Raw genomic sequence first — 21,858 nt, 5'->3', positions numbered from 1 at the left:
GATACCGAAACAGTCGCGCTGTCCAAAGCGGTGAAATACTTTGTCGAACACCGCGTATTCCTTAATGATGACCGTACGGTGGTATTTAAATAAGGCCTAAGTGAAAGCTAAGCGCATCACCAGCGCAGCTGTACGGCCACTCAGGTGGAAAAACCAGACTGGCCGTACAAATGTATCGATTGCTATTGATATGATTTTAAAATGAAAAATGGCATCATTCTTGCAAAATAAAACTTGTTCAAGAATGAAAATGAATACAATAAAATTAAGAGGTACTGTATGAAACTAATCACCGCCATTATCAAACCATTCAAATTGGACGATGTCCGTGAAGAGCTCAACAAACACAGCATTCATGGTATGACCGTGACCGAAGTCAAAGGCGCAGGCCGTCAAAAAGGCCATACCGAAATGTACCGCGGTGCCGAATACAGGGTCGATTTTTTGCCGAAAGTGAAATTGGAAGTGGCCGTCCGGAGCGATCAGGTCGAATCAGCAATTGAAATTATCAGCAAATTTGCCGCTACGGGCAAAATTGGCGATGGTAAAATTTTTGTCAGCGCGCTGGAACAAGTGGTACGTATCCGCACTGGTGAAACCGGTATGGACGCCATTTAGTGTTATGCTCGATCCTATCCCCCCACCCTTTGGTTTGATCACCCTCGCAAAAGTTAAACACTGAATTACCCGGCAAGTGGGGTTTGGGGACACATAAGACTGAACTCAACGCTTTTATTGCCAGCCGGGTACAATTCTGACTATCCCTCTGAAAGCCTGTTGCAGCGTTTCTGCCCTTGTTCAAGGATTCTAAAATACCTTCTACGACTATGACCTATGCCGCTATTCTCGAGATGTGTTGCAACTTGCTACATGTCTACATCGCAGGTCATGTCCATGCGCGTCATTCAAATAAAAGGGAATATGAAAACGGCTTCCCATCAGTTTAAAGCAGGCTCAGCTCCAGACTCATCGGCTGCTCAAACGGGTCAAATAGAACACCTAAAAAAATCCTGCAGTTAGCAGGATTTTTTTAGGCTGAGTGGATTGCTGGCTACTTAGCCTTTTGCGGTACGTTTTAATTTCTCGGGATCATCAAATGGCAAGGTATGCGCGATTGCATTTACCTCCAGACTGCCTTTGACCTGCAGGGCTTTACCCTGCTCTGCATAAGGCACATCCAGACGTGCGATGGCCACGGTTTTACCGGTCAGCGGCGAATGCATACCGCAGGTAATGACCCCCACTTGCTGATTGCCGTCCCATAAGGTATCTCCCATTGCAGGCACCTGATCGCCTTCCAGCAATACACCGAAGATTTTAAAGCGTTCTTTGCCTTTTAAACGGCGATGCTCATAGCAGCCGCGGAATTCGCCTTTATGCGGTGAAACCGTGAAATCCAGGCCGAGTTCCCACAAGGTGTCGCCGCAGACATCATTCTCGAAGGGGAAATATTCTGAATTATCATACGGAAAGAAGAGTAAATAACTTTCTGTACGCAGCCAGTCCAGCGTGGTAAATGAACAGGGAATAATGCCATATTCAGCGCCGGTACTGAGAATGGTTTCCCAGATCATCGGTGCATCGGCCGCCTTACAGAAAATTTCATAGCCGCGTTCGCCGGTATAGCCGGTACGTGAAATCATGACAGGCGCACCAAACAGTTTGGTTTGCAGATGGTGAAAATAGGGCAAATCACGAATGCCCGCGACATGTTGAGCTAAATAGTCCACGGCCAATGGCCCTTGCAGCGATAAATCATGCAGGTCATCATCAAACAGTACCGCAACCTGACGCCCAGCCGCTGAGCGAATCAGCATTTCATAGCCAATGCCTGTGCCATGCACCACCATAAAGGCATTTGGTCCGGTACGGTAAATCACGCAGTCATCCACAAATTTTCCTTGCTCATTCAGCATGGTCGCATACACGGATTTGCCGGGATACAATTTGGAAATGTCGCGGGTGGTTGCATATTCCAGCAGGCTTTCCGCATGCTGGCCGACATAATGGACTTTTTTCAGGCCCGAAACATCCATCAATCCGGCTTTGGTGCGGATAGCCGTATAGTGATCTGCAATATCCGAATCATAGGTCCATGCTGTTCCCATGCCGTTCCAGTCTTCTAATTTTGAACCGAGCTGACGGTGGTGGGCTGCCAATGCAGAAATGCGCCAAGAGTTTGCCATACAGGTCTTCCTTATTGAATATTTTAAAATGTGCTGATTACTTAATTTTTGAAACTGAGCTGTTATTCATCTACGCCATCGAACTGGCTGAGCCATTGCACCAGCGGTTCACGATATTCACTGATGCCCTTGTATTCTGCGATCGGCTCAGGCAAATCGCGGATTACGCGGTATAGCCGCTTGGTCCATGCCGGGTTGCGGGTCAAATCATTCAGGCTAATCAGATAAGTGCGGATACTGAACAGCAGTGCATTGCTGCGTGCCAGACGCGGCATTGTTTGTAGCTCCACCCGCAAATGCACCAGTTCACCGGCATTTTCCGCAGTGACCAGACCGCGTTCATGTCCCCATAAATGATAGGTTTCCGAGGAAGTATCCATACGCGGATTGATGGTCATTGTCCAATTCAGACGTCGGTAGGGCTGGCCAACCTGAATGTTGAGCAGGAATTTGAGTGCGCGCTCAAACACCCCCAGGTTATGTGCCAGTTTTGGTACAGGGGCGTGCCATTGCTTAAAACTCATGCCGGCATCAAAATTCAGTGACCAGTCTGCAGGGCCGGTGATCATGCCGGTATCCATAAACAAATCGCCATCACGCTGATCCAGCAAGGCAACATCGCCCTGGAACTGACGGCTGATAAATTCAAACGGCTCCATCGGCAAGCTGTCTGCCTGACCAAAAATAAAATGGACATCGATATTTAAGGGTTGATTGACCCAGTGCCAGTTCAGGCCATCACGCTCCAGCTGGAAATGTTCAGGGTAGTCTTCCGCATAATGCAGCATCACCATTTCCAAAAAGTCCCAGCTTGCTTGACGCATGTGAGGCATGATAATGCAACGTTTCGGATCCTTTTCCAGGGTTAAACGGCGCTCGTTCATTTCCGTTACATAATGTTCATCTACATCGAACCAATGCTCAAAAATGCTATCCGGCCTTGAAACAACAGGCTCAATATTCACCGAATACATATACTGGTCTTCGGGAAATGGAAAAGGAAAACGGGCAATCGCCTTTGCACTGTTATGGTAGTGAAACTGATCATGCATATTTTCATTGGGGTTAAATTGAACCGTCATCGTAATCTCCCAAAGCTATAGGTCTAAATGCAGGCAATGGCCTTGTTTGGCACGCGAAACGCAAGGCATCAACTGCGCCGAGCGCTCCTGCACCGTTAAATAATGATCCAGATGTTCTACCTCGCCTTGGCTGTAGGACGTGGCACATTGACCGCATACGCCGCCGCGGCAGAGATTGGGTACCTCAATGCCTTCTTGTTCCAGTGCTTCCAGCAGGCTAAAATCGCCGGGCACATGAATACGGCGCTGGCTTTTACTGAGCACGGCATCAAATGCGACTCCCGGTGCAGGCGAAGAAAAAGCTTCCCAATGCACACGTTTTTTTGACCAGCCCAGCATTTGTGCACAGTCAACAACAGCATGAATCAGACGCTCTGGCCCGCAAATATAGACATGGCTGCCGAGGGACTGCTGGCTCAGCAATGCGTTTATGTCCAAACGGCGCTGGGTTTTTTCCGAATAAATATGTACCTGGTCATGAAACAGCTGCATCAGCATATCTTCATAGGCATTGCTGATGCCGTCACGACAGGCATAGTGCAGTTCAAAACTGTGCCCGGCATGCAGCAGGTATTTCATATGCGACAGGAACGGGGTAATGCCGATGCCGCCGGCAATAAATACATGATGCTGGGCCTGAGAATTGAGGGAAAATAAATTCAGCGGCGCAGAAATATTTAGGGTATCGCCCACCTGGATGTTTTCATGCAGGTATTGCGAACCGCCACGCGAGTTCTCCTGCAAGCGCACCGCAATTTGATACTGGTGCTGCTCATACGGGGCATTCAGCAATGAATAGGCATTGCGGATGATGCGGCCTTCAACTGGCAACTGTACAATCACATGACTGCCGGAAGAAAACGGCTGCAAGGGGGCATCTAAAGCGGCCAAGGTAAATTCGCGAATCATCGGGGTAACTTGATAAATTCGGGTTACATGGACAGGAACGGTTGGGTTCATGCGCTGAGTGCTCCCATAGGTTGATGCGCATTGGCACAGACTCCCATATAGGCGCCAAGGCGTTCAGAAAAATGACTGCGGATCAGCAGTTCGACCTGACACTGTTCACAGCTACAAAGCTCGTCTTTAACGGTGTTCTGGGTATGACCGCAGTGCACGCAGTAGACTTTTTTACGCGGGTTTTGCAGGCTGGAGCTATCCGCAATCAAGCTGATTTCCTCATCTAGGCAGCCCGTACCCACCAGGCACTGCTGTACTGTCCAAACAAAGGATTCATCACCGCAGACCACGGTACGCACGCCGGCCTTTTCCTGCTGCAGCACTGTCTCTAGTTCATGCAGCAGGCCAGCCAAGGGTGGATCTTGTTGACTGTCCAGCATCAGCTGCACCGTTTGCGGATGCTGTTTGCTCATTTCGGTTAATTTCCGGGTCACTGCCGATGCTGCATGCTGCAACACCAGAACATACTTGGGTGCATTCCAGTGCAGCGTTTCTACAGTGTCATATCTGGGGGTACTGTGCATGGCTTCCATCATTTGAGAAACCTCATATAAGAACTACATAATCAGATATTTAAAGGTTTTTACGCCGCCTGGCCATTCCCTCTAAATCATACCCACTAAGGGGTAAAGCACGATATGCGGGGGAGATTTTTAAGCTAATGCGGAAATAAAAAAAGCAGCTGGAAACCAGCTGCTGCAGAAGAAACGTATGCCAGGTTGTTACTATGTGTTATGGGGCTGCCCGGCAGTGTTACGGGTCAAGCATTGACCGTGCTAACCTGCCTTTTGCTGTAGGTTGGCCTCGGTCTGTAAATAGGCCTCCAGGGAGTCATCCAGGGCATCAATCCAGGGCGTATGATGCGGCGTTGCCATCGTCCCGGTCATCAATGAACGGTAAGTATTGTCACGGAAGGCCATAATGTTTTCTTGCTTGTGTTTTTTCCATTGCAAAAAGGTCAGCCGCACCGCTTCAATATCAAAGCTTGGATAATCGGTCTGATCAATCAGGCGCATAATATAGTCGCCTTGAAATTTGAACATGGCTGCTGCATCCTGCAGGGTTTTTTCTTCCTCATGCCAGGCTTGGGTGTCGGCTTGCATCTCGGCAAAACTCGGCAAGGCAATTTTACCCAGCATCACATCGCGCGCATACCAGGCCTGTGCATCAAACATATTGAAGGAATACCACTGATCCTGCATGCCTAAATAAAATAGCTGCGGATTGGCTTCCCAGACCACACCCTGATACAGGTGCAGCGGATAGAGAATGTTATCGGTTTTTAGACGTAGGCTTTCCGACATGAAAGGGAAACTGTGCAAATAGCCGGTACATAAAATAATGGCATCAATCTCGGCCGAACTACCATCGGCAAAATAGGCATGGGTCTGATCGACCCGCAGCAGTTGCGGACGCTCTGACCAATTTTCAGGCCAGTGATAGCCCATCGGTGAACTGCGGTAACAGCTGATAATCTGCTTCGCACCATATTTATAGCATTGTGAACCGATATCTTCAGCAGAATAGCTGCTGCCGACCAGCAGTACATTTTTCCCTTTAAATTCCAGTGCATCGCGGAAGTCATGGGCATGTAAAATCCGCCCACCAAAACTGCCGAAACCTTCATATTCAGGAATTTTGGGGGTAGAAAAATGTCCAGAAGCCACCACCACAAAATCAAAAGTCTCGGTATACATCTCGTCGGTGACATGGTTATGCACCGTCACTGAAAACTGTTTGCTGTCCGGGTGAAACTCGACATGGCGCACCGCACTGTTGAAGCGGACATATTTGCGTACATCGGCTTTTTCTACCCGGCCTTTGATATAGTCCCACAGCACGGCACGTGGCGGATAAGAACCAATCGGCCGGCCAAAATGCTCATCAAAGGTATAGTCTGCAAATTCCAGACATTCTTTCGGGCCATTCGACCACAGATAACGGTACATGCTGCTATGCACCGGTTCACCATGTTTATCCAGGCCGGTATGCCAGGTGTAGTTCCATTGACCACCCCAGTCGGCCTGCTTTTCAAAGCATACCATTTCCGGAATTTCGATGCCCTTGCTTTGCGCAGATTGAAAAGCGCGCAGTTGCGCCATCCCGCTTGGCCCTGCCCCAATAATTGCAACTCGTTTCATGGTGAATCTCCATGTGATCTGTTTTAAACAAAACTGCCGTGATGCCATTACCTTAGACAGGCCTAGATCTTTTCGAAATTCCTCAGATGGGGTATGCACAATGGGATACTGACCTGGGGTCATGCCGCTTTAGCGGCTTGCATTCCCTCAGTTTTGGATAAATACAGCGCCTTCAAGACCCAGCACCATGTCGCTTTGCGAATATAGACCCTGTCCGATTTCCTGTACCCGCTGTATGCTGTTCTGGGCAGTAATAATGCGGTAGTGCAAATGAAATACGCGATGATGCTGCACAGCCAACTGGATACTGTCCCAGACGTACTGCTGGTCATCGGGATGAATCAGCTGTCCGTAGCGCGGCGTATTGATCAGCAGCTCACTGTGATAACCGGTTATCTGCTGACAGCCGCTGCTGACATAATCCATAGTCCAGTTCCAGTCATTGCGTGAACGGTACAGCATGACCGGCAGGCGCGAAAGCAAATCATGCAGACTGCGCTGCTGTGCATCCTGCAGTTCTTGCTGCCGGATTTTTTGCGTCTGCTCCGTGCCTAAAATGCACCATCCCCGCAACTGGTTTTTTCCGGCACCGGCACAGATCGGCTGCAGCGACAGATCAAACCATACCAAGGGCTGTTCCGGGATTAACAGGCGCAGTGCCAGCTTACACGGCCGTCCGGCCATGAGGGCACATTGGAAGGTCAAACTATCTTCGGAATACAGCCAGTAGCTCAAGGGTAAGCGCTGTGCTGCAGCATCCGGTTGCAGCTGTAGCAAGTTGTGCCAGGTACGATTACTGCGCTGAATCACGCCATGACTATCCAGCAATAGTGCAATATCGGCAAACTGGTCAAACAGTTCAGGCCAATCCTGATTCAAGTCCATATTCAGCCCATCTTTGCTGGAAGGCAGCGCTATTTTCGACATATCAGCATTACTCGCACGGTGAACCTTAAACGGAAGAGGAGGGATAAATATCAAAATCTGCAGTGTTAAGCTGCTGATGCACCCACACGGAAAGCTCCAGCCGTGAATGCACATTCAGTTTGCGTAGCAGACTTTTCACATAGACTTTTACCGTACCGTCACTGATGCCTAATTCACGGGCAATCAGTTTATTGTTCAAGCCTTTTGCGATCAGCTTTAACGTTTCCTGCTCCCGCTGTGTCATTTCCGACAGAAGTTTACGCTGCAATAGCACCTGTTCAGAGGTTTTATGCAAGGCAGCGGCTAAGGGTGACGTCTGCTGCCGGACTTGCTGCGCCAGCAAAGCTACCCCATCGGCATGCAGTACGGTCCTGCCCTGTATGACTTGATGCAGTTGCAGCAGAATATCTTCCGGCAAGGTATCTTTGGGCAAAAAGCCATTGGCACCCAGACGAATGGCATCCAATACAATGCTGTCCTCCAGGCTGGCAGTTAAAATAATCACTTTAAGATCGACATTGCGTTCCCGGATGCATTTTAGTACCTCAATGCCGCTCATCTGCGGCATCTGTACATCCAGCAGCAGCAATTCAATGTTCGCGGTGTCCAGTGCTGACAGAAATGCTGATCCGCAGCTGTATTCCTGCTGTACATCAAAATGCTCGGACTGGCGGATAATATCCGCCACACCGCGCCTGAACAGCGCATGGTCATCTACAATACTGACTGCAATTTTATTCATCTCACTTCCCTCCAGTGCTCAGGTCTAATATCAGTTCAACGCAGGTGCCGCAGGGCCGATTCGGGCGGATACTGAGCACAGCACCAATCCGTTCGGCTCGTTCCTGCATAATTTCCAGTCCGAAACTGTCCGGCCGTTTCCGCCCTGCCTGTATGCCGCGGCCATTATCTGCAATCTGAATGTGCAGCTGCTGAGTGAAATTGCGCTTTACAGAAATGACGGCTGTACTGGCGTGAGCATGACGCACAACATTGCTCAGGCTTTCACGGATGATATAAAGCAACTGTACCGACTGTCTGGCACTGACTTTCAGCTGTGGGACACGGTTATCCAGTTCAAAAGCCACACTGGACTGATGTTCAAATTCAGCAATAATTTTTTTCAGCGCAGTGAAAAAATCCAGTTCCTGATAGGTTAAGCGTGAGGCGGTAATTAATTCACGCACCTGCTGGTAAGCATAATGGGTATAAGCCGCCAGCTCCTCGGTCTGTTCCAGCAACGGTGCATAGCCAGGCTGCTGTTTGCATTGCTGGTTCAGCTGCGCGGATTTCAACCTTAAGAATCCAATAATTTGCGCAATGCTGTCATGTAAGTCAGCCGAAAAATCACGCCGCTCCTGCTGCAATATGGTTTGTATGCGCTCCTGCTGTAGCGCGCGTTCCTGAAAGCCCGATTGCAAAGCCTGATCCAGCTGCTGCAGTAGCTCCGCTTCTACCGGCTGGGCTGCCGAATAGTTTAAATAGACCCGCCAGACTGCAAAATTCTGTCCGGTAAACAGCGGGAGGCAATCATGCTGCCCCAGCAGCAGAGATACATCCTGCTGCATCACCGCTACAGAACGCGGTAGCAGCTGCTCTTGGAGCAGACGTACCTCAGACTGCGCCAGCGGTTGCGCCAAGGCATGAAAAATGAAACATTCCTGAGTGAAGGGATAGCACATCACCAGACAATATTCCGGCAAGTCCGGCACAGGAAAATGCTGTTTCAGCCATTGCAGAAAAAGTGGCAATTCGGCCTTGGTATCCTGAATCTGCATCAGCTTTAATTTGGCCTGCAGATAAAACAGCGTCAATTCACGCTGGCGAAGCAGCCGTTGGGTCTGATCTAAATCACCTGTCTGGTTTATGGCCCGCTCTGTCTCTATTTTGCCGTCATTCATCACTTCACTCGCAAGATGCGCCATGCTGCTGAATTATTCTTTACAGTTAAATTATTTGAGCAGGAATCATGCCAACATCCAGCACTACCCTATTCAGGGTATACCTCTGGAGAAATTGCTGTGCCAGCAGAATATGTGTGAAATGAAGAGCATCAGAACCAGCGGGACGCTTTGGGCTCATCTATGGGAACGCTTACTTCAGCTTTAGCCACTGCAGTGACAGATGAATATATTCATCTGCAGCAGCCAATCCATGAACTGTATTTGCGCGCAGATGCACAGTGCATGCACATTTTTGACCTGGATGCGGGTGATCGCATTCAATTTGACTTACCTGAACAACAGAGTATTGATCTACTGATTTTCAATACAGAACAGCAGCTTAAGCCAGAATTGCTACAGGCACTACAGGCCGAATCCCACCTGGTGGCCAATGGTGCTCGGGCTACACATGCGCAGTTAAATCAGGCCAGCGCCTCTAGCCAGCGCCTGAAACAGCAGTTAGCACAACATGCTATACAGCCTGACTGGCTGGAGCAGGCGCTGACCTTGAACAGCCCTGGAAAGAACATTTTTCAGGCATCGGCGGCAATTCAAGTCATCGTGCTGAATACCGGCCTAGACATGAATGTACAGCAGCAGTACTGCATAGATGAAGTGCCAGTGACGCTATTTAAAGTCCAGCCCGTACATTATTATTTGCCGCAGCCTTTAGCCAAACCGGTGCAGGAAATTCTGATACCGCGCGCTTCAGCACGGACGTATAGCGTTAAAGCAGGACAATGGATTCAAATTATCGACTTGTCGGGCAAGCAGTGTTCCGATTTTTTGGCCTTTGATGCCCAGGCTTTGGCCCAGGGCCAAGAACTGGGTCTGGATGCCATGGCCACCCGGACCATTTTGGGGCATGCCACCCCGGCTCCCGGGCTGCACTCTAAGTTTTTTGCCTCAGATCTGCAAGCACTGGCCGAAGTGGTTCAAGACACCGTGGGCCGGCACGATATGTTCCTGAGTGCCTGCAGTCCGAAGTTCTATAACGATTCCGGCTACTTTGGCCATATTTCCTGCACCGATAATTTTAACCAAGTTCTGCAGCCTTTTGGCATCCAAAGCCGCAATGCATGGCCTGCCATTAACCTGTTTTACAACACCTTTGTTGAACCTTGCGGTGCAATCAGTATGGCAGAACCGTGGTCCAGACCGGGAGATTATGTCCTGCTGCGTGCCCACCGTGATCTGCTCTGTGCATCATCTGCCTGCCCTGACGATATTGATCCTTCCAATGGCTGGGTACCGACGGATATTCTGGTCCGGATTTATGATCAGGATCAGCATTTCCCCCGATCCCAGCATTATCGAATTGACCCCGAGGAACTGCCGCGCATGACCCAAGCATCAGGATTTTTTCCGCGCATCCAAGCGCTTACTTCAAAAATCAGTGAATACCACGGCTATTGGATTGCCAATGAATACGATGGCTGGGGTGCCAAAGCAGAATATCTGGCCTGCCGTGAAAGGGTCGCCATGATCGATTTAAGCGCGCTGCGCAAATTTGAAATTACCGGCCCGGATGCAGAAGCTTTTATGCAGTATGCCTTGACCCGCAATATCCGCAGACTGGCGGTGGGTGAAATTGCCTACTCGGCCTCCTGTCTGGAAACCGGCGGCATGGTGGATGACGGCACGATTTTCCGCATGGGTGAAAACTGTTTCCGCTGGATTTGCGGTGATGAATATTCAGGAACCTGGCTGAAACAGCTGGCACAGCAGCATGGCTATAAAGTCAGCATTCGCAATTCATCCCAGCATATTCACAATATTGCAGTGCAAGGTCCACACAGCCGTGCGCTATTGCAGCAACTGATCTGGACGCCTGAACATCAGCCAAGCGTAGAAAAATTAGCATGGTTCCACTTTACCCTCGGCAAGCTGGGCGGTACAGACGGTATTCCGGTCATGGTATCACGCACCGGCTACACCGGTGAGCTGGGCTTTGAAGTCTGGTGTCATCCTAGCCATGCCGAACAGCTTTGGGATGCCGTTTGGCAGGAAGGTCAACAATATGAGATTGCTCCGCTCGGTTTTGATGCCCTGGATTTATTGCGCATAGAAGCCGGGCTAATCTTTGCACAGCATGAGTTTTCAGCCGAAACCAATCCCTATGAAGCCGGCATTGGTTTTACAGTACCGATGAAAACCAAGGAAGAAGATTTTATCGGTAAACAGGCCATGAAAAATCAGGCGCCGGAAAGTCGGCATAAACTGATGGGCTTAGTGCTGGAAGGCAATGAAGCGGTCCAGCATGGCGACCCAGTCTATGTCGGACGTTTTCCTGTGGGTGTGGTGACCAGTGCAGCCAACTCCCCTGTGCTGCAGCAACAGATTGCCCTGTGCCGCCTTGCACCGCAGTATGCCCTAACAGACACCGCTGTCGAAGTTGGACAACTGGATGGTCTTAAAAAACGCCTGAAAGCCAAAGTGGTGGAGTTACCTTTTTATGATCCGCAAAGGTTAAGAGTAAAAAGCTGATTATTCAGCCCATAATTTTTGCCTAGCCCTTGGCTGCTCTGTAAACCTGAGCATGGCCACGGCTGAAGGCACCCGGACCATGAGACCCGCGCTGCATTTTTCTAGAGGGTGCGGTCTTTATGCGGCTATGGCAGGATTATACAAATATTTTAAAGGCGCAATATCCCAGGTGATGATAACTGCAAGCTCCCACTCGGGTAGGTCATGTGCCTTATTCAGTAAACTGATACCCTCCAGCTAGCTTCAGAATATTCAGTTGATGAGTTAGAGAAAATAGAGAAATACATTTTCAGGATCGAGAAAGATGTGTAGATACCTGTGTCTTTAGGTTAAGCAGAATGTCTATTTCTAATTTATTTACTGCAATTTGTTTACATAGCAAAAGTAGAGAGATGATGAGCTAACAATCGCTATATGTTTGATCAAATTGTAGAAATTCTTCCATTTTTTAGTTTTTACGTTATTTTTAACTGCACGTTTAAAAGCTTTCAATACTTGCTCTCTGGTGCTTGCCACCCATTAAGCCAGATCATGGTTGAGGCTAGCTCCTTACCCATCCATTCGAGCCACCTGATTTTAGTTCCCATGTTTTTTAACCAGGGACTAAAGTCATACCAGCTCATGGCCGGTACAACGCCCCCGCTTCTCAAGCCTTTGTTCGATATAAAAAGTGGCATTCTGCGTAATTTAAGCATCAGTTTCTTTCAGCTTAGGCTATTTCCAGCAGTCCAGTGAATGAAAACAATAATTTTGGCACCCATTTTGCTTAATCAGTATTACGTTTTATAAAAATTGTAATATTGAGGGGCAACACTATGGGTTACGTTGCACGTGAACTCAGTCAAAGAAATAAACTCCTGTTTGGCTTGGGATCTTTTTTAATACCGGTCTTGATTTGGTGTGCAGTCAGCTATTTACCTTTTATCTGGCATCCACAAGTCCAGATTGCTGATTCAGGCAGCGTGAATTATTTACAGGTCGGTAGTCGTATTGATAAAGATGTCTTTTTCTCTGCCGCCCAGTCTGCGCTAGATCAAGGTCTGGCTCCACCGCAAGGGATTCTGGTGAATCCGATCTATCTACCCGCCCCGCATGAAGTGGCGATTGCCCTAGTCACAGCATTCACCACTGAACCTGCACAGGCCAATGCACCCTGGTTCCATGAAAGCCTGTGGCACAGTATCAAGCTGGTCTTTAGTGCTTTCTTTATTTCTTCGCTGATCGGGATTCCACTCGGTATTTTATGTGGTTTCTCTCACAAAATTTCCCAGCTGACAGAGCCTTTTGTTGAATTTTTCCGCTACCTGCCTGCCCCGGCCTTTGGTGCACTTGCAGTTGCTATTTTAGGGATCAATGATGCACCGAAAATTGCCATCATTGTTATTGGCACCCTGTTCCAGCAAATCCTGATTATTGCCAATACTACACGTCTGGTGGACCGTAGCCTGATTGAAGCCGGTTTTACCTTAGGCACCAATAAAATGAAAAGCCTGTTTCATGTGGTGATTCCAGCGGCCCTTCCTGAAATTTACCGCAATCTGCGTGTCCTGCTCGGCTGGGCATGGACCTATCTGATCGTGGCTGAACTGATCGGCAGTACCTCCGGGATTACCTGGTTTATTACCCAGCAAGCCCGTTACCAGAATTTTGACAATGTCTTTGCCGCGATCCTGATCATTGGGGTGGTTGGTCTGCTTTGCGATGTGCTGTTAATGAAACTGGGACAACGCCTATTTAAATGGAAACCGGGAGCAAATTAATGCAAAACCCTGAATTTAATACCCGAGAATACTTTGACAAGATTTATAGCCGTCCGGTGATTCTGGAAGCGAAACAGCTGACGCAAAAATTCAGTCATGGCAAAACTGAACGTACGGTTTTAAATGCCCTGGATCTAAAAATTCATAAGCGTGAGTTTATCTGTGTGATAGGTCCTTCAGGTTGTGGTAAATCGACCTTTAGCCGTGTGGTGGCGGGACTAGACCCTTATAGCAGTGGCGAGATTCTGGTCGATGGCCAGCCGATTACCGGTCCGAGTCCGGAACGTGGCATGGTGTTTCAGGGCTATACCCTGTTCCCATGGAAAACCGTCAAAGAAAATGTCATGTTTGGCCCAAAAATGAAAGGTCAAAGTAATGCCTCAGCCGAAGCGCAGGCACGTGAATGGATCAATATCATTGGTCTGGAAAAATATCAGGACCAGTATCCGCATCAGCTTTCTGGCGGGATGAAACAGCGTGTCGCAATTGCCCGTGCGCTGGTCAATGAACCCAAGGTCTTGCTGATGGATGAACCTTTTGGTGCGCTGGATCCGCATACACGCCAGAAAATGCAGCGTCACCTGATGGATTTGTGGCAGAACATCGACATCACCATCATTTTCGTGACCCACGATATGGATGAAGCGATTTTGCTGGCCGACCGGATTGTGGCCTTGAAAGCCAATCCAGGTGAGATCAAGGAAATTATCGAAGTGAATCTGCCACGTCCGCGTCATCCCGATCTGATGCTGACGCCGGAATTTAAACAGCTGCGTGAGCATGTCGATCACTTGGTGCATGCCCAGGAAGATGAACTGGATCCTGCACTGGCGGATCTGCCGGAGATTCCGCGTCTGACTAAAGTGAGCACCAGCAAATAATCAGGTTAGAAGCACCTTTGGGACGACCCAAAGGTTTTAATCGCTGTGTTGGACGACCAACCATTAAGGTGATTGCCATGCAAGACCCATATGTACTCCCCCTTATTGATATCTCCAAACTGCAAAGTCCACATCTGGCCGACCGTATTGAAGTTGCTCATGCTCTGGATCAGGCCTGCAAAGAGGTTGGCTTTCTCTATCTGCAAGGTAGCCAATTTAATTTTGACTATGCCAAAGCCCTGATTGAAATTGCCCAATCCTATTTTTCACAGGATCTGGACAGCAAGATGCAGCACTATATTGGTCAATCCAGTAACCATAGTGGTTATGTGCCGATTGGTGAAGAACAGTTTGCCGGGAATAGCTATGACCTAAAAGAAGCCTATGATGTCAATTATGATTATCAGGGACCTAAAACAGGCTGCCCATTGCTCGGCCCAACCTTATGGCCGGAAGACCCGAATTTCAAGGCAGTGGTCAGTCAGTATTACAGCCATCTGCGTGAGATCAGCCAGCAGATTTTTGCTGCTTTTGCCCTGGCACTGGGCGTTCGCGAGGACTTTTTTGAGCGCAAAATTACCGATGCCCCAAGCCAGTTACGCCTAATTCATTATCCCTATAATCCCGAAGTCACAGATGCCGAAGGGATTGGCGCACACACCGACTATGAATGCTTTACCCTGCTGCTACCCACTGCACCCGGTTTGCAGGTACTGAATAAAGCCGGTGAGTGGATCGACATTCCCCTGATTGAAAATACCCTGGTGATGAATATCGGTGATATGATGGAAATTCTGTCCAATGGTCAATACCTGGCGACCAAGCATCGGGTGAAAAAGGTTTCTGAAGAACGTTATTCTTTTCCGCTGTTTTGTGCCTGTAACTATGACACCGTAATTGAAACGGTCATTCCAACTGAAGATTGCAAATATACTGCACTGATTGGTGGCGAACATCTGTTTAACCAGACTGCACAAACGTTTCATTATTTAAAACAACGTATCGCTTCCGGCAAACTGATCTTGAAAAATGCGATCCCGCTGTCCTCCTTTGGCCTTGAAGAACAGCCGGAGGTAGCATCATGAACTTACTTGAAGCACTCAAAACTTTAACACCGATAAGCCACCAGCCCGAAGTCATTCCGCGCTTTTTATACGGTGCTTTCCGGCGCAAAAGCATCAGCTTCTTTAATGGCCTGACCGATGAAAACACCATTGTGTACTGGTTTCAGTCGCGCAGCTTTAGCATTGATCTGCGCCTGAAAAGTCAGAATGGCACACCCGTCGCAGACCGTCAGGGCTGGATTGGTAATACCTCATGGGATGAATCCAAGCAGCTGTTGTCCTGGGAGGTCGCTGACTACGCCAATTACCAGAACCATGTGCAATGGCCTGAGCCGGCAAAGCTGCATGCAATTGGCAACTGCATTCTGGAATTTTCTCCCAGCAACGTGTATGTCGAAGACTGGCGTCAGCAGGTACAACGCGGTCTGTTTTTAGGCCTGCGACTTCAATCAGCACTTGATGTCCAGTTAGGACAAAAGCTGGAAATGGATGGTGGCCTGATTATCTGTGGCAATTATATGGCCTATGCCCTGACCCGTTTGCCCGATGTACAAAGCACAGTTGCTCAAATGGATTTAAAAGCGGTTGATCCAACTGTTTTTGCTTTAATTGAAAGTTTTGAAGTCTCGATCGGCACGGATGGCCAAACTAAAACGTACAGCACCCGCTCCAGTGAAGCCGGTAAAGCTTTTAATCTAGAAAACTTTGAAATTCTTGATGAAACCCGTCTGGTTCAGCATGTAATTTTGGATGGTCGTGAAATTGACCTGATTTTTGCGTTAGATATGTATCAGCCTGACTACGAGTTTCAGCACAGCACTGCGACAACTGCAGAAGCGGAATACTGGCTGAAGTCAGAGCAGGATCATCTGATGCATCATGCAGCACGTGTGGTATAGGGAGGAATATGGCTTTTTTATATCTGTCGATTGCCATCATTGCAGAAGTCATTGCGACTTCTGCCCTGAAAGCCTCCAATGGCTTTAGTGTGCTCTGGCCATCTCTGGCCACCATTCTTGGATATGCCGTTGCGCTATTCTTTCTGTCACTGACCATGAAAACCATTCCGATGGGCATTGCCTATGCGATCTGGTCCGGTGCCGGCATTATCCTGATTTCAACGGTTGGCCTGCTGGTGTTTAAACAACAACTAGATCTTCCGGCGCTGATCGGACTGGCATTGATGATCATGGGTATTATTTTTATCAATGTGTTTTCTAAAAGCACTGAACTTTAATTTTTTAATGTTTATCTGACCATAAAAAATCCCCAGCCTGATCAGACTGGGGATTTTTTTATGCACTAGATCTGGCTTTATTTCAGCTCTTGTACCAGTGTCGGCACAATGACAGCATCGACATTCATTTCAGTGCTGTAGATGCCATTGGTCACATTGAATTTATTGACATGGTAGCTGGAACCATAGATCGAATCGAAGCCATTGCCTTTGCTAAAGACTTTCTTGTTCGCCTCTAAGTCCAACAGATGCGTCCCCTCGATAAACTGCATATAGGCTTTGGCATCGACTCCGACCCGTTTGGCCATGATCCGGGCCGCATCTTCACGAGTCGCCGGATCATTAATATATTTTACCGTTTTATCCCAAACCTGGATCAGCTTTTTCCATTGTTCCTGGTTGGCTTGCAGATGTGCTGGATTCACCGTCAGGGTATCGTAGATCAGGCCGGCTTTATCTTTAGAGCTAAAAATAATCTTTGAACCGGCAACGGCAGATAAAGCCTGATTGGCGACCGGCTGCCATACGGCAATGGCATCAATATCTGGAGTATTAAAGACCTGAGGCAGTTCATTGGTCATGGTATTGACCAGCTTGACCTCGTTCAGCTTGATTTTGGCATCATCCAGTGCAGTCGACAGCAGCAGGTGATCGACCAGCCCTTTTTCAGTCGCCACCGTTTTGCCTTTCAGTTCCTGAATCGTATTAATTCCCGGTTTAGCGATAATAACGTCATTTCCCGCCGAATAGTCGGTTGCCATGATCATTACGCCTTTGGTGCCACCGGAACCGGTCACCAGATTATCGCCGTTGGTGACCATGACTGCATCCAGCTGGTTTGCAGCAAAAGCAGACAAGGAAGCCGAATAGTCAAACCATTTAAAATCGGCATTTATGCCAGCTTCTTTTAACCAGCCTTTTTCAATGGCCACTTGCCATGCCACAAAGCCTGGCCAGTCACTATAACCAATACGGATAGGCTGGGTTTGGGCACTAGCGCCTGCCTTGGCATCTGATTCTGGCACCTTAGCCGTATTGTCACAGCCACTCAATAAAATGGCGCCACAGATTGATGTGGCTAAACTTAGTTTTTTCATCATGGTGCGATTTCCCCTATGCAATTACATTTAAAACGCGTGTTTGAAGGTTGTTTTGATTGAATAAAGTCACGCCAGCCACCGAAATGGCTGATGTCAGTGGCATCTTCCAGCGCATAGCCTTCACAGATAAAGCCTTTGACCCAACGGCCATCTGCCAGCTGAACATTGCCAATACCAAGCGGTGCCGGCACTTCCGCAACAATCTGGCCAAAGTTGGTAAATGGAATATCCCAGACTTCGACTGCAATCTTCTGACCTGTGCTGCTGTACTGCAGGCCCGGTTTAGGCGGTGTGGTATTTTTCAAGGCATACAGTTTATAACTGGCGGCGGTCTGGGTGGTTTGCAGCAAGGTTCCGCCACGTGTGGTCAGCTGGAAGTTCAACGGCATACCCGTCAGGTGTGCACCTACGACTGCTAGTTTGACCGAATGCTGGGATTGAATCTGGGTGCTTGGTATATAAGTTTTTTGCGAAGTCCCCAACGTTAAAGCGGTCGCTTGCTGCCAGCGTTGAGCAAAGTTGGCCAAGGCCTGATCCATCCAGGCGGGAGCAATAAAGGTCACACCGCTTGGCAGGCCATCGGCACGAATGCTATTTGGCAGTGCCAAGGCTGACAGATCGGCAAAATTGACAAAATTGGTATAGGCACCCATGTGGCTGTTTTTAACCAGTGGATCTGCTTCCACATCGGCAATCTTGTAAATGGTCGGTGCGGTAGGCACCATCAAGGCATCAAAGTCCGCCAATGCCAGATTGATTTGGCGCGCCAGCTGGGCACGTTCATATTCCGCCTGTATCATATCGACAGCGTTGAAGTTGTCCGCCTGACTGATGATCTGGTGAATCACCGGATGGGTCACCTCACGCGAGACCATTTTCTCTACGGCGCTGCAACGCTCTGCGACCCAGGCTTTGTTATATAAAGCCGAAGCCAGCTGATTGAAGATGCTGAAATCAATCGCTTCGACCGCATAGCCCAGCTGTTTGGCACGAGCGATCGCCAGTTCAAAGGCTTTTTCCGATTCCACATCTGCATAAAACTCCAGCTGTGCCGGAATGGCAATTTTGCCTTTGGAAAACTGGGTAGGCACATTGGCTGGATGCTGGCGTGAATACTCATCAGATGTATCATAGCCTTGCATTAGCTGAGCCACTTGCCAGGCATCATCCACCGTCAAGGCAAAAATTGAAATCACATCAATGGTACGGCAAGCCGGAATCAGCCCCGAAGTTGAGAACCAGCCCTTGGTCGGTTTAAGCCCCACAATATTGTTATGGCCGGCTGGCACACGGCCCGAACCTGCGGTATCTGTGCCTAAACTGAAAGGCACCTGACCATTGGCAACCGCCACAGATGAACCCGAACTTGAACCGCCACTGATATAGTCTGGATGAAAGCTATTTTTCACTGCACCGTATGGAGAACGTACACCGACCAGACCGGTTGCAAACTGGTCCAGATTGGTTTTACCCACCACAATCGCACCAGCCGCTTTCAACTTGGCAACCACTGTTGCATCACTGCTGGCCAGATAAGCAGCTTCTTTACAGGCCGCCGTGCTATAAAAAACGGCAACATCAATATTGTCTTTCACCGCAAATGGAATACCGTATAGCGGCAGGTCTGCTGCGGATTTACCCTTTAAATTATCAATTTGGGCTTGTAATTGTTCTGCTGTGGCAATTGAAATCCAGGCATGATCGTCATTGTTAAACGATGCAACATAAGAGATCAGGTCCTGTAACTGGATCTGCTGTTGTTGGTAAGCATTCTGCCAGTCCTGAATGGTCCATAAAGTGTTCATGACAATACTCCTTTATTGGTATTTTGGGGAATCGGAGGCATCACGGCATCCATCAGTTCCAGGTGCCCTTTGAGCATCCCTTTCAATGCAATAAATTGTTCACTAATTTCTTTCAGGTCACTGCTCACGCCCTGCATCAGCATCACCTGCAGGACTTTTTCATCATCCAGCTGGATATGTAGCGAGCTGATCACCTGTTCCAGATATTGCTGTTGCAAGTCCACCAGCTGGGAACGCAGCGGCTTGAGGCTGACGTCATAGACCAGCGTCAATGTGCCGACCATCACTTCATCGTGTGCCACCAGATCGTCAATCAAATAGCGGTTAATCATGTCGAGAATAGCCTGAGAACGGCTTTCGTAATGTTGCTCGACAATCTTTTGATCGAGTGCCTGAAGCGTGCTTTCTGGCAGGGTGATACTAATCCGTGCCAATTTTTGTTTAGCCACGGTGGTATTCCTTCTGCTGTGCGGATTGCTGTAAATGCAGTCCGGCACGTATGCTTAAAAGCTCAACTAAAAATTTCAGCCATGGATGCAGCTTTTTATTCGAGTCTGGATGATTCATGTGCATCTCCTACAAGTATTACAAAACTGGAATTTCGTATTACTTGCTAAAATGCAGAAAGCGTGCCAATTGTAGCGACGGGATAAAATAAAAACGGCTAAAAAAAAGCCCCAGTACGCTGAGCTGGGGCTTGTTTTAAATCAGGGGGTTATTGATGATTTCACCGGTTCGATTGCTTTTATTCTTCATGTACGGTTATTTTTTTTATACATGATGGGTTGACCGATGAGTATGGTTGAGTGATCAAGTAAATGGCTCTCCTCTGTTTATCTGTCATATAAATAAAAGCAGGAAGCGTGCCAGCTTAGTTGTTATAAATAAAATTATGTAAAAACAGTTATTTATTAAAATAAAAAGTACTTTAAAATATTGATCAAATGTTTATGCGCCAAGATTGATCAGATTTGCACCAAAACAATGTCATTTAAAACATAAAATTGTGCTGTGTAGTCTTGGGTGAATGGTTTCGAGTTTACCAATAAACAATTCTACAATTTTCGGATTGAGCTAATCGAACTTTTTAAGCACGATTTTTGTGAACTCGAGCTCGTAGCTCTTTTAGACTCATCTTTACGGTTTCATCATTTTTAGCTTCTTCTGCAAGTTTTAATAATTGAATATCTTCTTTAACAAGATCATTCAAAATTATTTTTGCATTTTCAAAAATGCGATTTTGACTTTCAATACTATGCATTCCTAAAAGTTCTTCTAGTTTTTTAGCCATCTTTTATAAATTCCAAATAGGATGATCTTCCCATTTTTCAGGGAAACCCATCGCAACACGCCAATTCTCATTTTTCAGTATAGATTTTAATAGTTTATTCAGTTGATTGCACCACTCTGTATCAAAACCTGTCGGTCTGAGTAATGTTTTTAATATTAAGAGTACATAGAAGATACGTTTGTTGGTCGGTGTAATAGGTGGTTGCCAATTGGGATCTTTATCGACTTTGGATTTAATTGCTAATTCTTTATTCCATAATCGCCCATGATGTGCACAAGTATTTCGTACATACGTCAATATGTGCAACCATTCAGCTAATTTTTCATGATGTACTGAAAAGTGCTGTGAAACTTCCTTTTTATCTTCTATACCTTCAGACTTATTGTTCTTCAAGCCCTGATATAAAAAAGATAGTGATCCCAAACTTAAAACTTCTGTCAGCATCCAAATAGGAATTTTTGGAAATCCGATATAGTTTTGTTCAAAATGTTGAATGAATGTATCTTTTGAACGCTCAACCTCTTTATTACAATTGTTGATAAAACTGCTATGCTTAAATTTTGGATGAAAGTTTGTTACCTGATAAATTCCAAAAGCACCATACTTATGCACCATAAAATAGGTAATCTGTGTACGTAGATAAGTTTCAATCATCTCTATGGCATTAAAGACTTGCAACCTGAGTTCTGTATCAAACTCGTATAGCTGAACAATGCTTTCAAATCTTGTATTAGGTTGAAATGTATCTAAAATTTTATATTCTTGTCGTACACGATAAGGATACCAATATGCACTTAAACGATAATAACCATATTTAGACAATACAGATTCAGCCCAAGCACGATTATGAATAATCATGCCTTTGTCTTCCAAATGATTTACCTGTTCGATATATGAGAGTGGCTTTTTATTGTAGATTTTCAACATGGTTCATTATATTCAGACATAAAAAACCGCCAAGGTTGCGCGGACTCCCGAAGAAGAACTAAGCGTG

21 protein-coding genes and 1 pseudogene are annotated in these 21,858 nt (G+C 47.4%); 8 read left to right on the top strand and 14 right to left on the bottom strand.

Features of this window, described 5'->3' with window-relative positions; all coding sequences use genetic code 11:
• Positions 1-93, top strand: a pseudogene (locus GTU69_RS15335) (formyltetrahydrofolate deformylase); the annotation flags it as partial.
• 186 nt (positions 94-279) lie between these two features.
• Positions 280-618, top strand: a complete 339-nt coding sequence (locus GTU69_RS15330) for a P-II family nitrogen regulator (protein WP_086197630.1) — start codon at positions 280-282, stop codon at positions 616-618.
• 437 nt (positions 619-1,055) lie between these two features.
• Here the strand turns inward: GTU69_RS15330 and GTU69_RS15325 are convergent, their stop codons facing one another.
• From GTU69_RS15325 to GTU69_RS15290, 8 genes are all read right to left on the bottom strand, one after another.
• Entirely contained in the window at positions 1,056-2,186 is a 1,131-nt protein-coding gene (locus GTU69_RS15325; protein WP_166171754.1) for an aminomethyltransferase family protein, read from the bottom strand.
• 62 nt (positions 2,187-2,248) lie between these two features.
• Entirely contained in the window at positions 2,249-3,268 is a 1,020-nt protein-coding gene (locus GTU69_RS15320; RefSeq protein ID WP_166171752.1) for a DUF3445 domain-containing protein, read from the bottom strand.
• A 15-nt stretch (positions 3,269-3,283) separates the two neighbouring features.
• Positions 3,284-4,228 carry a PDR/VanB family oxidoreductase gene (locus GTU69_RS15315; RefSeq protein WP_031953670.1) on the bottom strand — a complete coding sequence of 315 codons (945 nt, stop codon included), beginning with the start codon at positions 4,226-4,228 and terminating at the stop codon, positions 3,284-3,286.
• Positions 4,225-4,764, bottom strand: a complete 540-nt coding sequence (locus tag GTU69_RS15310; RefSeq protein ID WP_166171750.1) for a dimethylamine monooxygenase subunit DmmA family protein — start codon at positions 4,762-4,764, stop codon at positions 4,225-4,227. The genes GTU69_RS15315 and GTU69_RS15310 overlap by 4 nt, the downstream gene beginning before the upstream one ends.
• A gap of 240 nt (positions 4,765-5,004) precedes the next feature.
• Entirely contained in the window at positions 5,005-6,369 is a 1,365-nt protein-coding gene (locus tag GTU69_RS15305) for an NAD(P)/FAD-dependent oxidoreductase (RefSeq protein WP_004704315.1), read from the bottom strand.
• Positions 6,370-6,516: 147 nt separating this feature from the next.
• Positions 6,517-7,296 carry a PAS domain-containing protein gene (locus GTU69_RS15300; RefSeq protein WP_004704317.1) on the bottom strand — a complete coding sequence of 260 codons (780 nt, stop codon included), beginning with the start codon at positions 7,294-7,296 and terminating at the stop codon, positions 6,517-6,519.
• A 25-nt stretch (positions 7,297-7,321) separates the two neighbouring features.
• Positions 7,322-8,038 (bottom strand): response regulator, encoded by a 717-nt coding sequence (locus tag GTU69_RS15295; RefSeq protein WP_004704319.1) that lies wholly within the window; start codon positions 8,036-8,038, stop codon positions 7,322-7,324.
• 1 nt (position 8,039) lies between these two features.
• Positions 8,040-9,221 carry an ATP-binding protein gene (locus GTU69_RS15290; protein WP_171522040.1) on the bottom strand — a complete coding sequence of 394 codons (1,182 nt, stop codon included), beginning with the start codon at positions 9,219-9,221 and terminating at the stop codon, positions 8,040-8,042.
• A gap of 159 nt (positions 9,222-9,380) precedes the next feature.
• Between GTU69_RS15290 and GTU69_RS15285 the strand changes: the two genes are divergently transcribed.
• From GTU69_RS15285 to GTU69_RS15260, 6 genes are all read left to right on the top strand, one after another.
• Positions 9,381-11,726, top strand: coding sequence for an aminomethyltransferase family protein (locus tag GTU69_RS15285; RefSeq protein WP_166171748.1), 2,346 nt, complete (start codon positions 9,381-9,383; stop codon positions 11,724-11,726).
• A gap of 815 nt (positions 11,727-12,541) precedes the next feature.
• The gene (locus GTU69_RS15280; protein WP_166171746.1) at positions 12,542-13,486 is read left to right on the top strand and encodes an ABC transporter permease; all 945 of its coding nucleotides are present in this window, start codon (positions 12,542-12,544) and stop codon (positions 13,484-13,486) included.
• A complete protein-coding gene (locus tag GTU69_RS15275; protein WP_166171744.1) occupies positions 13,486-14,367 on the top strand; it encodes an ABC transporter ATP-binding protein in 882 nt (293 codons plus the stop codon). The genes GTU69_RS15280 and GTU69_RS15275 overlap by 1 nt, the downstream gene beginning before the upstream one ends.
• A 77-nt stretch (positions 14,368-14,444) precedes the next feature.
• Positions 14,445-15,452, top strand: coding sequence for an isopenicillin N synthase family oxygenase (locus GTU69_RS15270; RefSeq protein ID WP_166171742.1), 1,008 nt, complete (start codon positions 14,445-14,447; stop codon positions 15,450-15,452).
• Positions 15,449-16,330 (top strand): hypothetical protein, encoded by an 882-nt coding sequence (locus GTU69_RS15265; protein WP_166171740.1) that lies wholly within the window; start codon positions 15,449-15,451, stop codon positions 16,328-16,330. Before GTU69_RS15270 ends, GTU69_RS15265 begins: the two co-directional genes overlap by 4 nt.
• Positions 16,331-16,338: 8 nt before the next feature.
• Positions 16,339-16,668 carry an SMR family transporter gene (locus GTU69_RS15260; protein WP_086194859.1) on the top strand — a complete coding sequence of 110 codons (330 nt, stop codon included), beginning with the start codon at positions 16,339-16,341 and terminating at the stop codon, positions 16,666-16,668.
• Between the two features lie 77 nt (positions 16,669-16,745).
• On the opposite strand, the gene GTU69_RS15255 is transcribed toward GTU69_RS15260, so the two are convergent.
• The 6 genes from GTU69_RS15255 to GTU69_RS15235 form a co-directional block, all read right to left on the bottom strand.
• Positions 16,746-17,768 (bottom strand): ABC transporter substrate-binding protein, encoded by a 1,023-nt coding sequence (locus GTU69_RS15255; protein ID WP_166171738.1) that lies wholly within the window; start codon positions 17,766-17,768, stop codon positions 16,746-16,748.
• The gene (gene atzF / locus GTU69_RS15250) at positions 17,765-19,573 is read right to left on the bottom strand and encodes an allophanate hydrolase (protein WP_166171736.1); all 1,809 of its coding nucleotides are present in this window, start codon (positions 19,571-19,573) and stop codon (positions 17,765-17,767) included. The genes GTU69_RS15255 and atzF overlap by 4 nt, the downstream gene beginning before the upstream one ends.
• Complete coding sequence (locus tag GTU69_RS15245) at positions 19,570-20,022, bottom strand: ribbon-helix-helix protein, CopG family (RefSeq protein ID WP_086194862.1); 453 nt, start codon at positions 20,020-20,022, stop codon at positions 19,570-19,572. The genes atzF and GTU69_RS15245 overlap by 4 nt, the downstream gene beginning before the upstream one ends.
• On the bottom strand, positions 20,015-20,140 hold the full coding sequence (locus GTU69_RS17330) for a hypothetical protein (RefSeq protein ID WP_277343580.1): 126 nt from the start codon (positions 20,138-20,140) through the stop codon (positions 20,015-20,017). The genes GTU69_RS15245 and GTU69_RS17330 overlap by 8 nt, the downstream gene beginning before the upstream one ends.
• Positions 20,141-20,660: 520 nt before the next feature.
• On the bottom strand, positions 20,661-20,864 hold the full coding sequence (locus GTU69_RS15240; protein ID WP_086194863.1) for a hypothetical protein: 204 nt from the start codon (positions 20,862-20,864) through the stop codon (positions 20,661-20,663).
• A 3-nt stretch (positions 20,865-20,867) separates the two neighbouring features.
• Positions 20,868-21,791: an Abi family protein gene (locus GTU69_RS15235; RefSeq protein WP_166171734.1), complete on the bottom strand. Its 924-nt coding sequence runs from the start codon at positions 21,789-21,791 to the stop codon at positions 20,868-20,870.
• Between the last annotated feature and the right edge of the window lie 67 nt (positions 21,792-21,858).

Source organism: Acinetobacter sp. SA01, assembly GCF_011319235.1.
In the GTDB taxonomy this organism is placed as follows: domain Bacteria; phylum Pseudomonadota; class Gammaproteobacteria; order Pseudomonadales; family Moraxellaceae; genus Acinetobacter.
The sequence above is the reverse complement of the archived record's forward strand: the minus strand, read 5'-3'. Positions and strand labels throughout refer to the sequence as shown.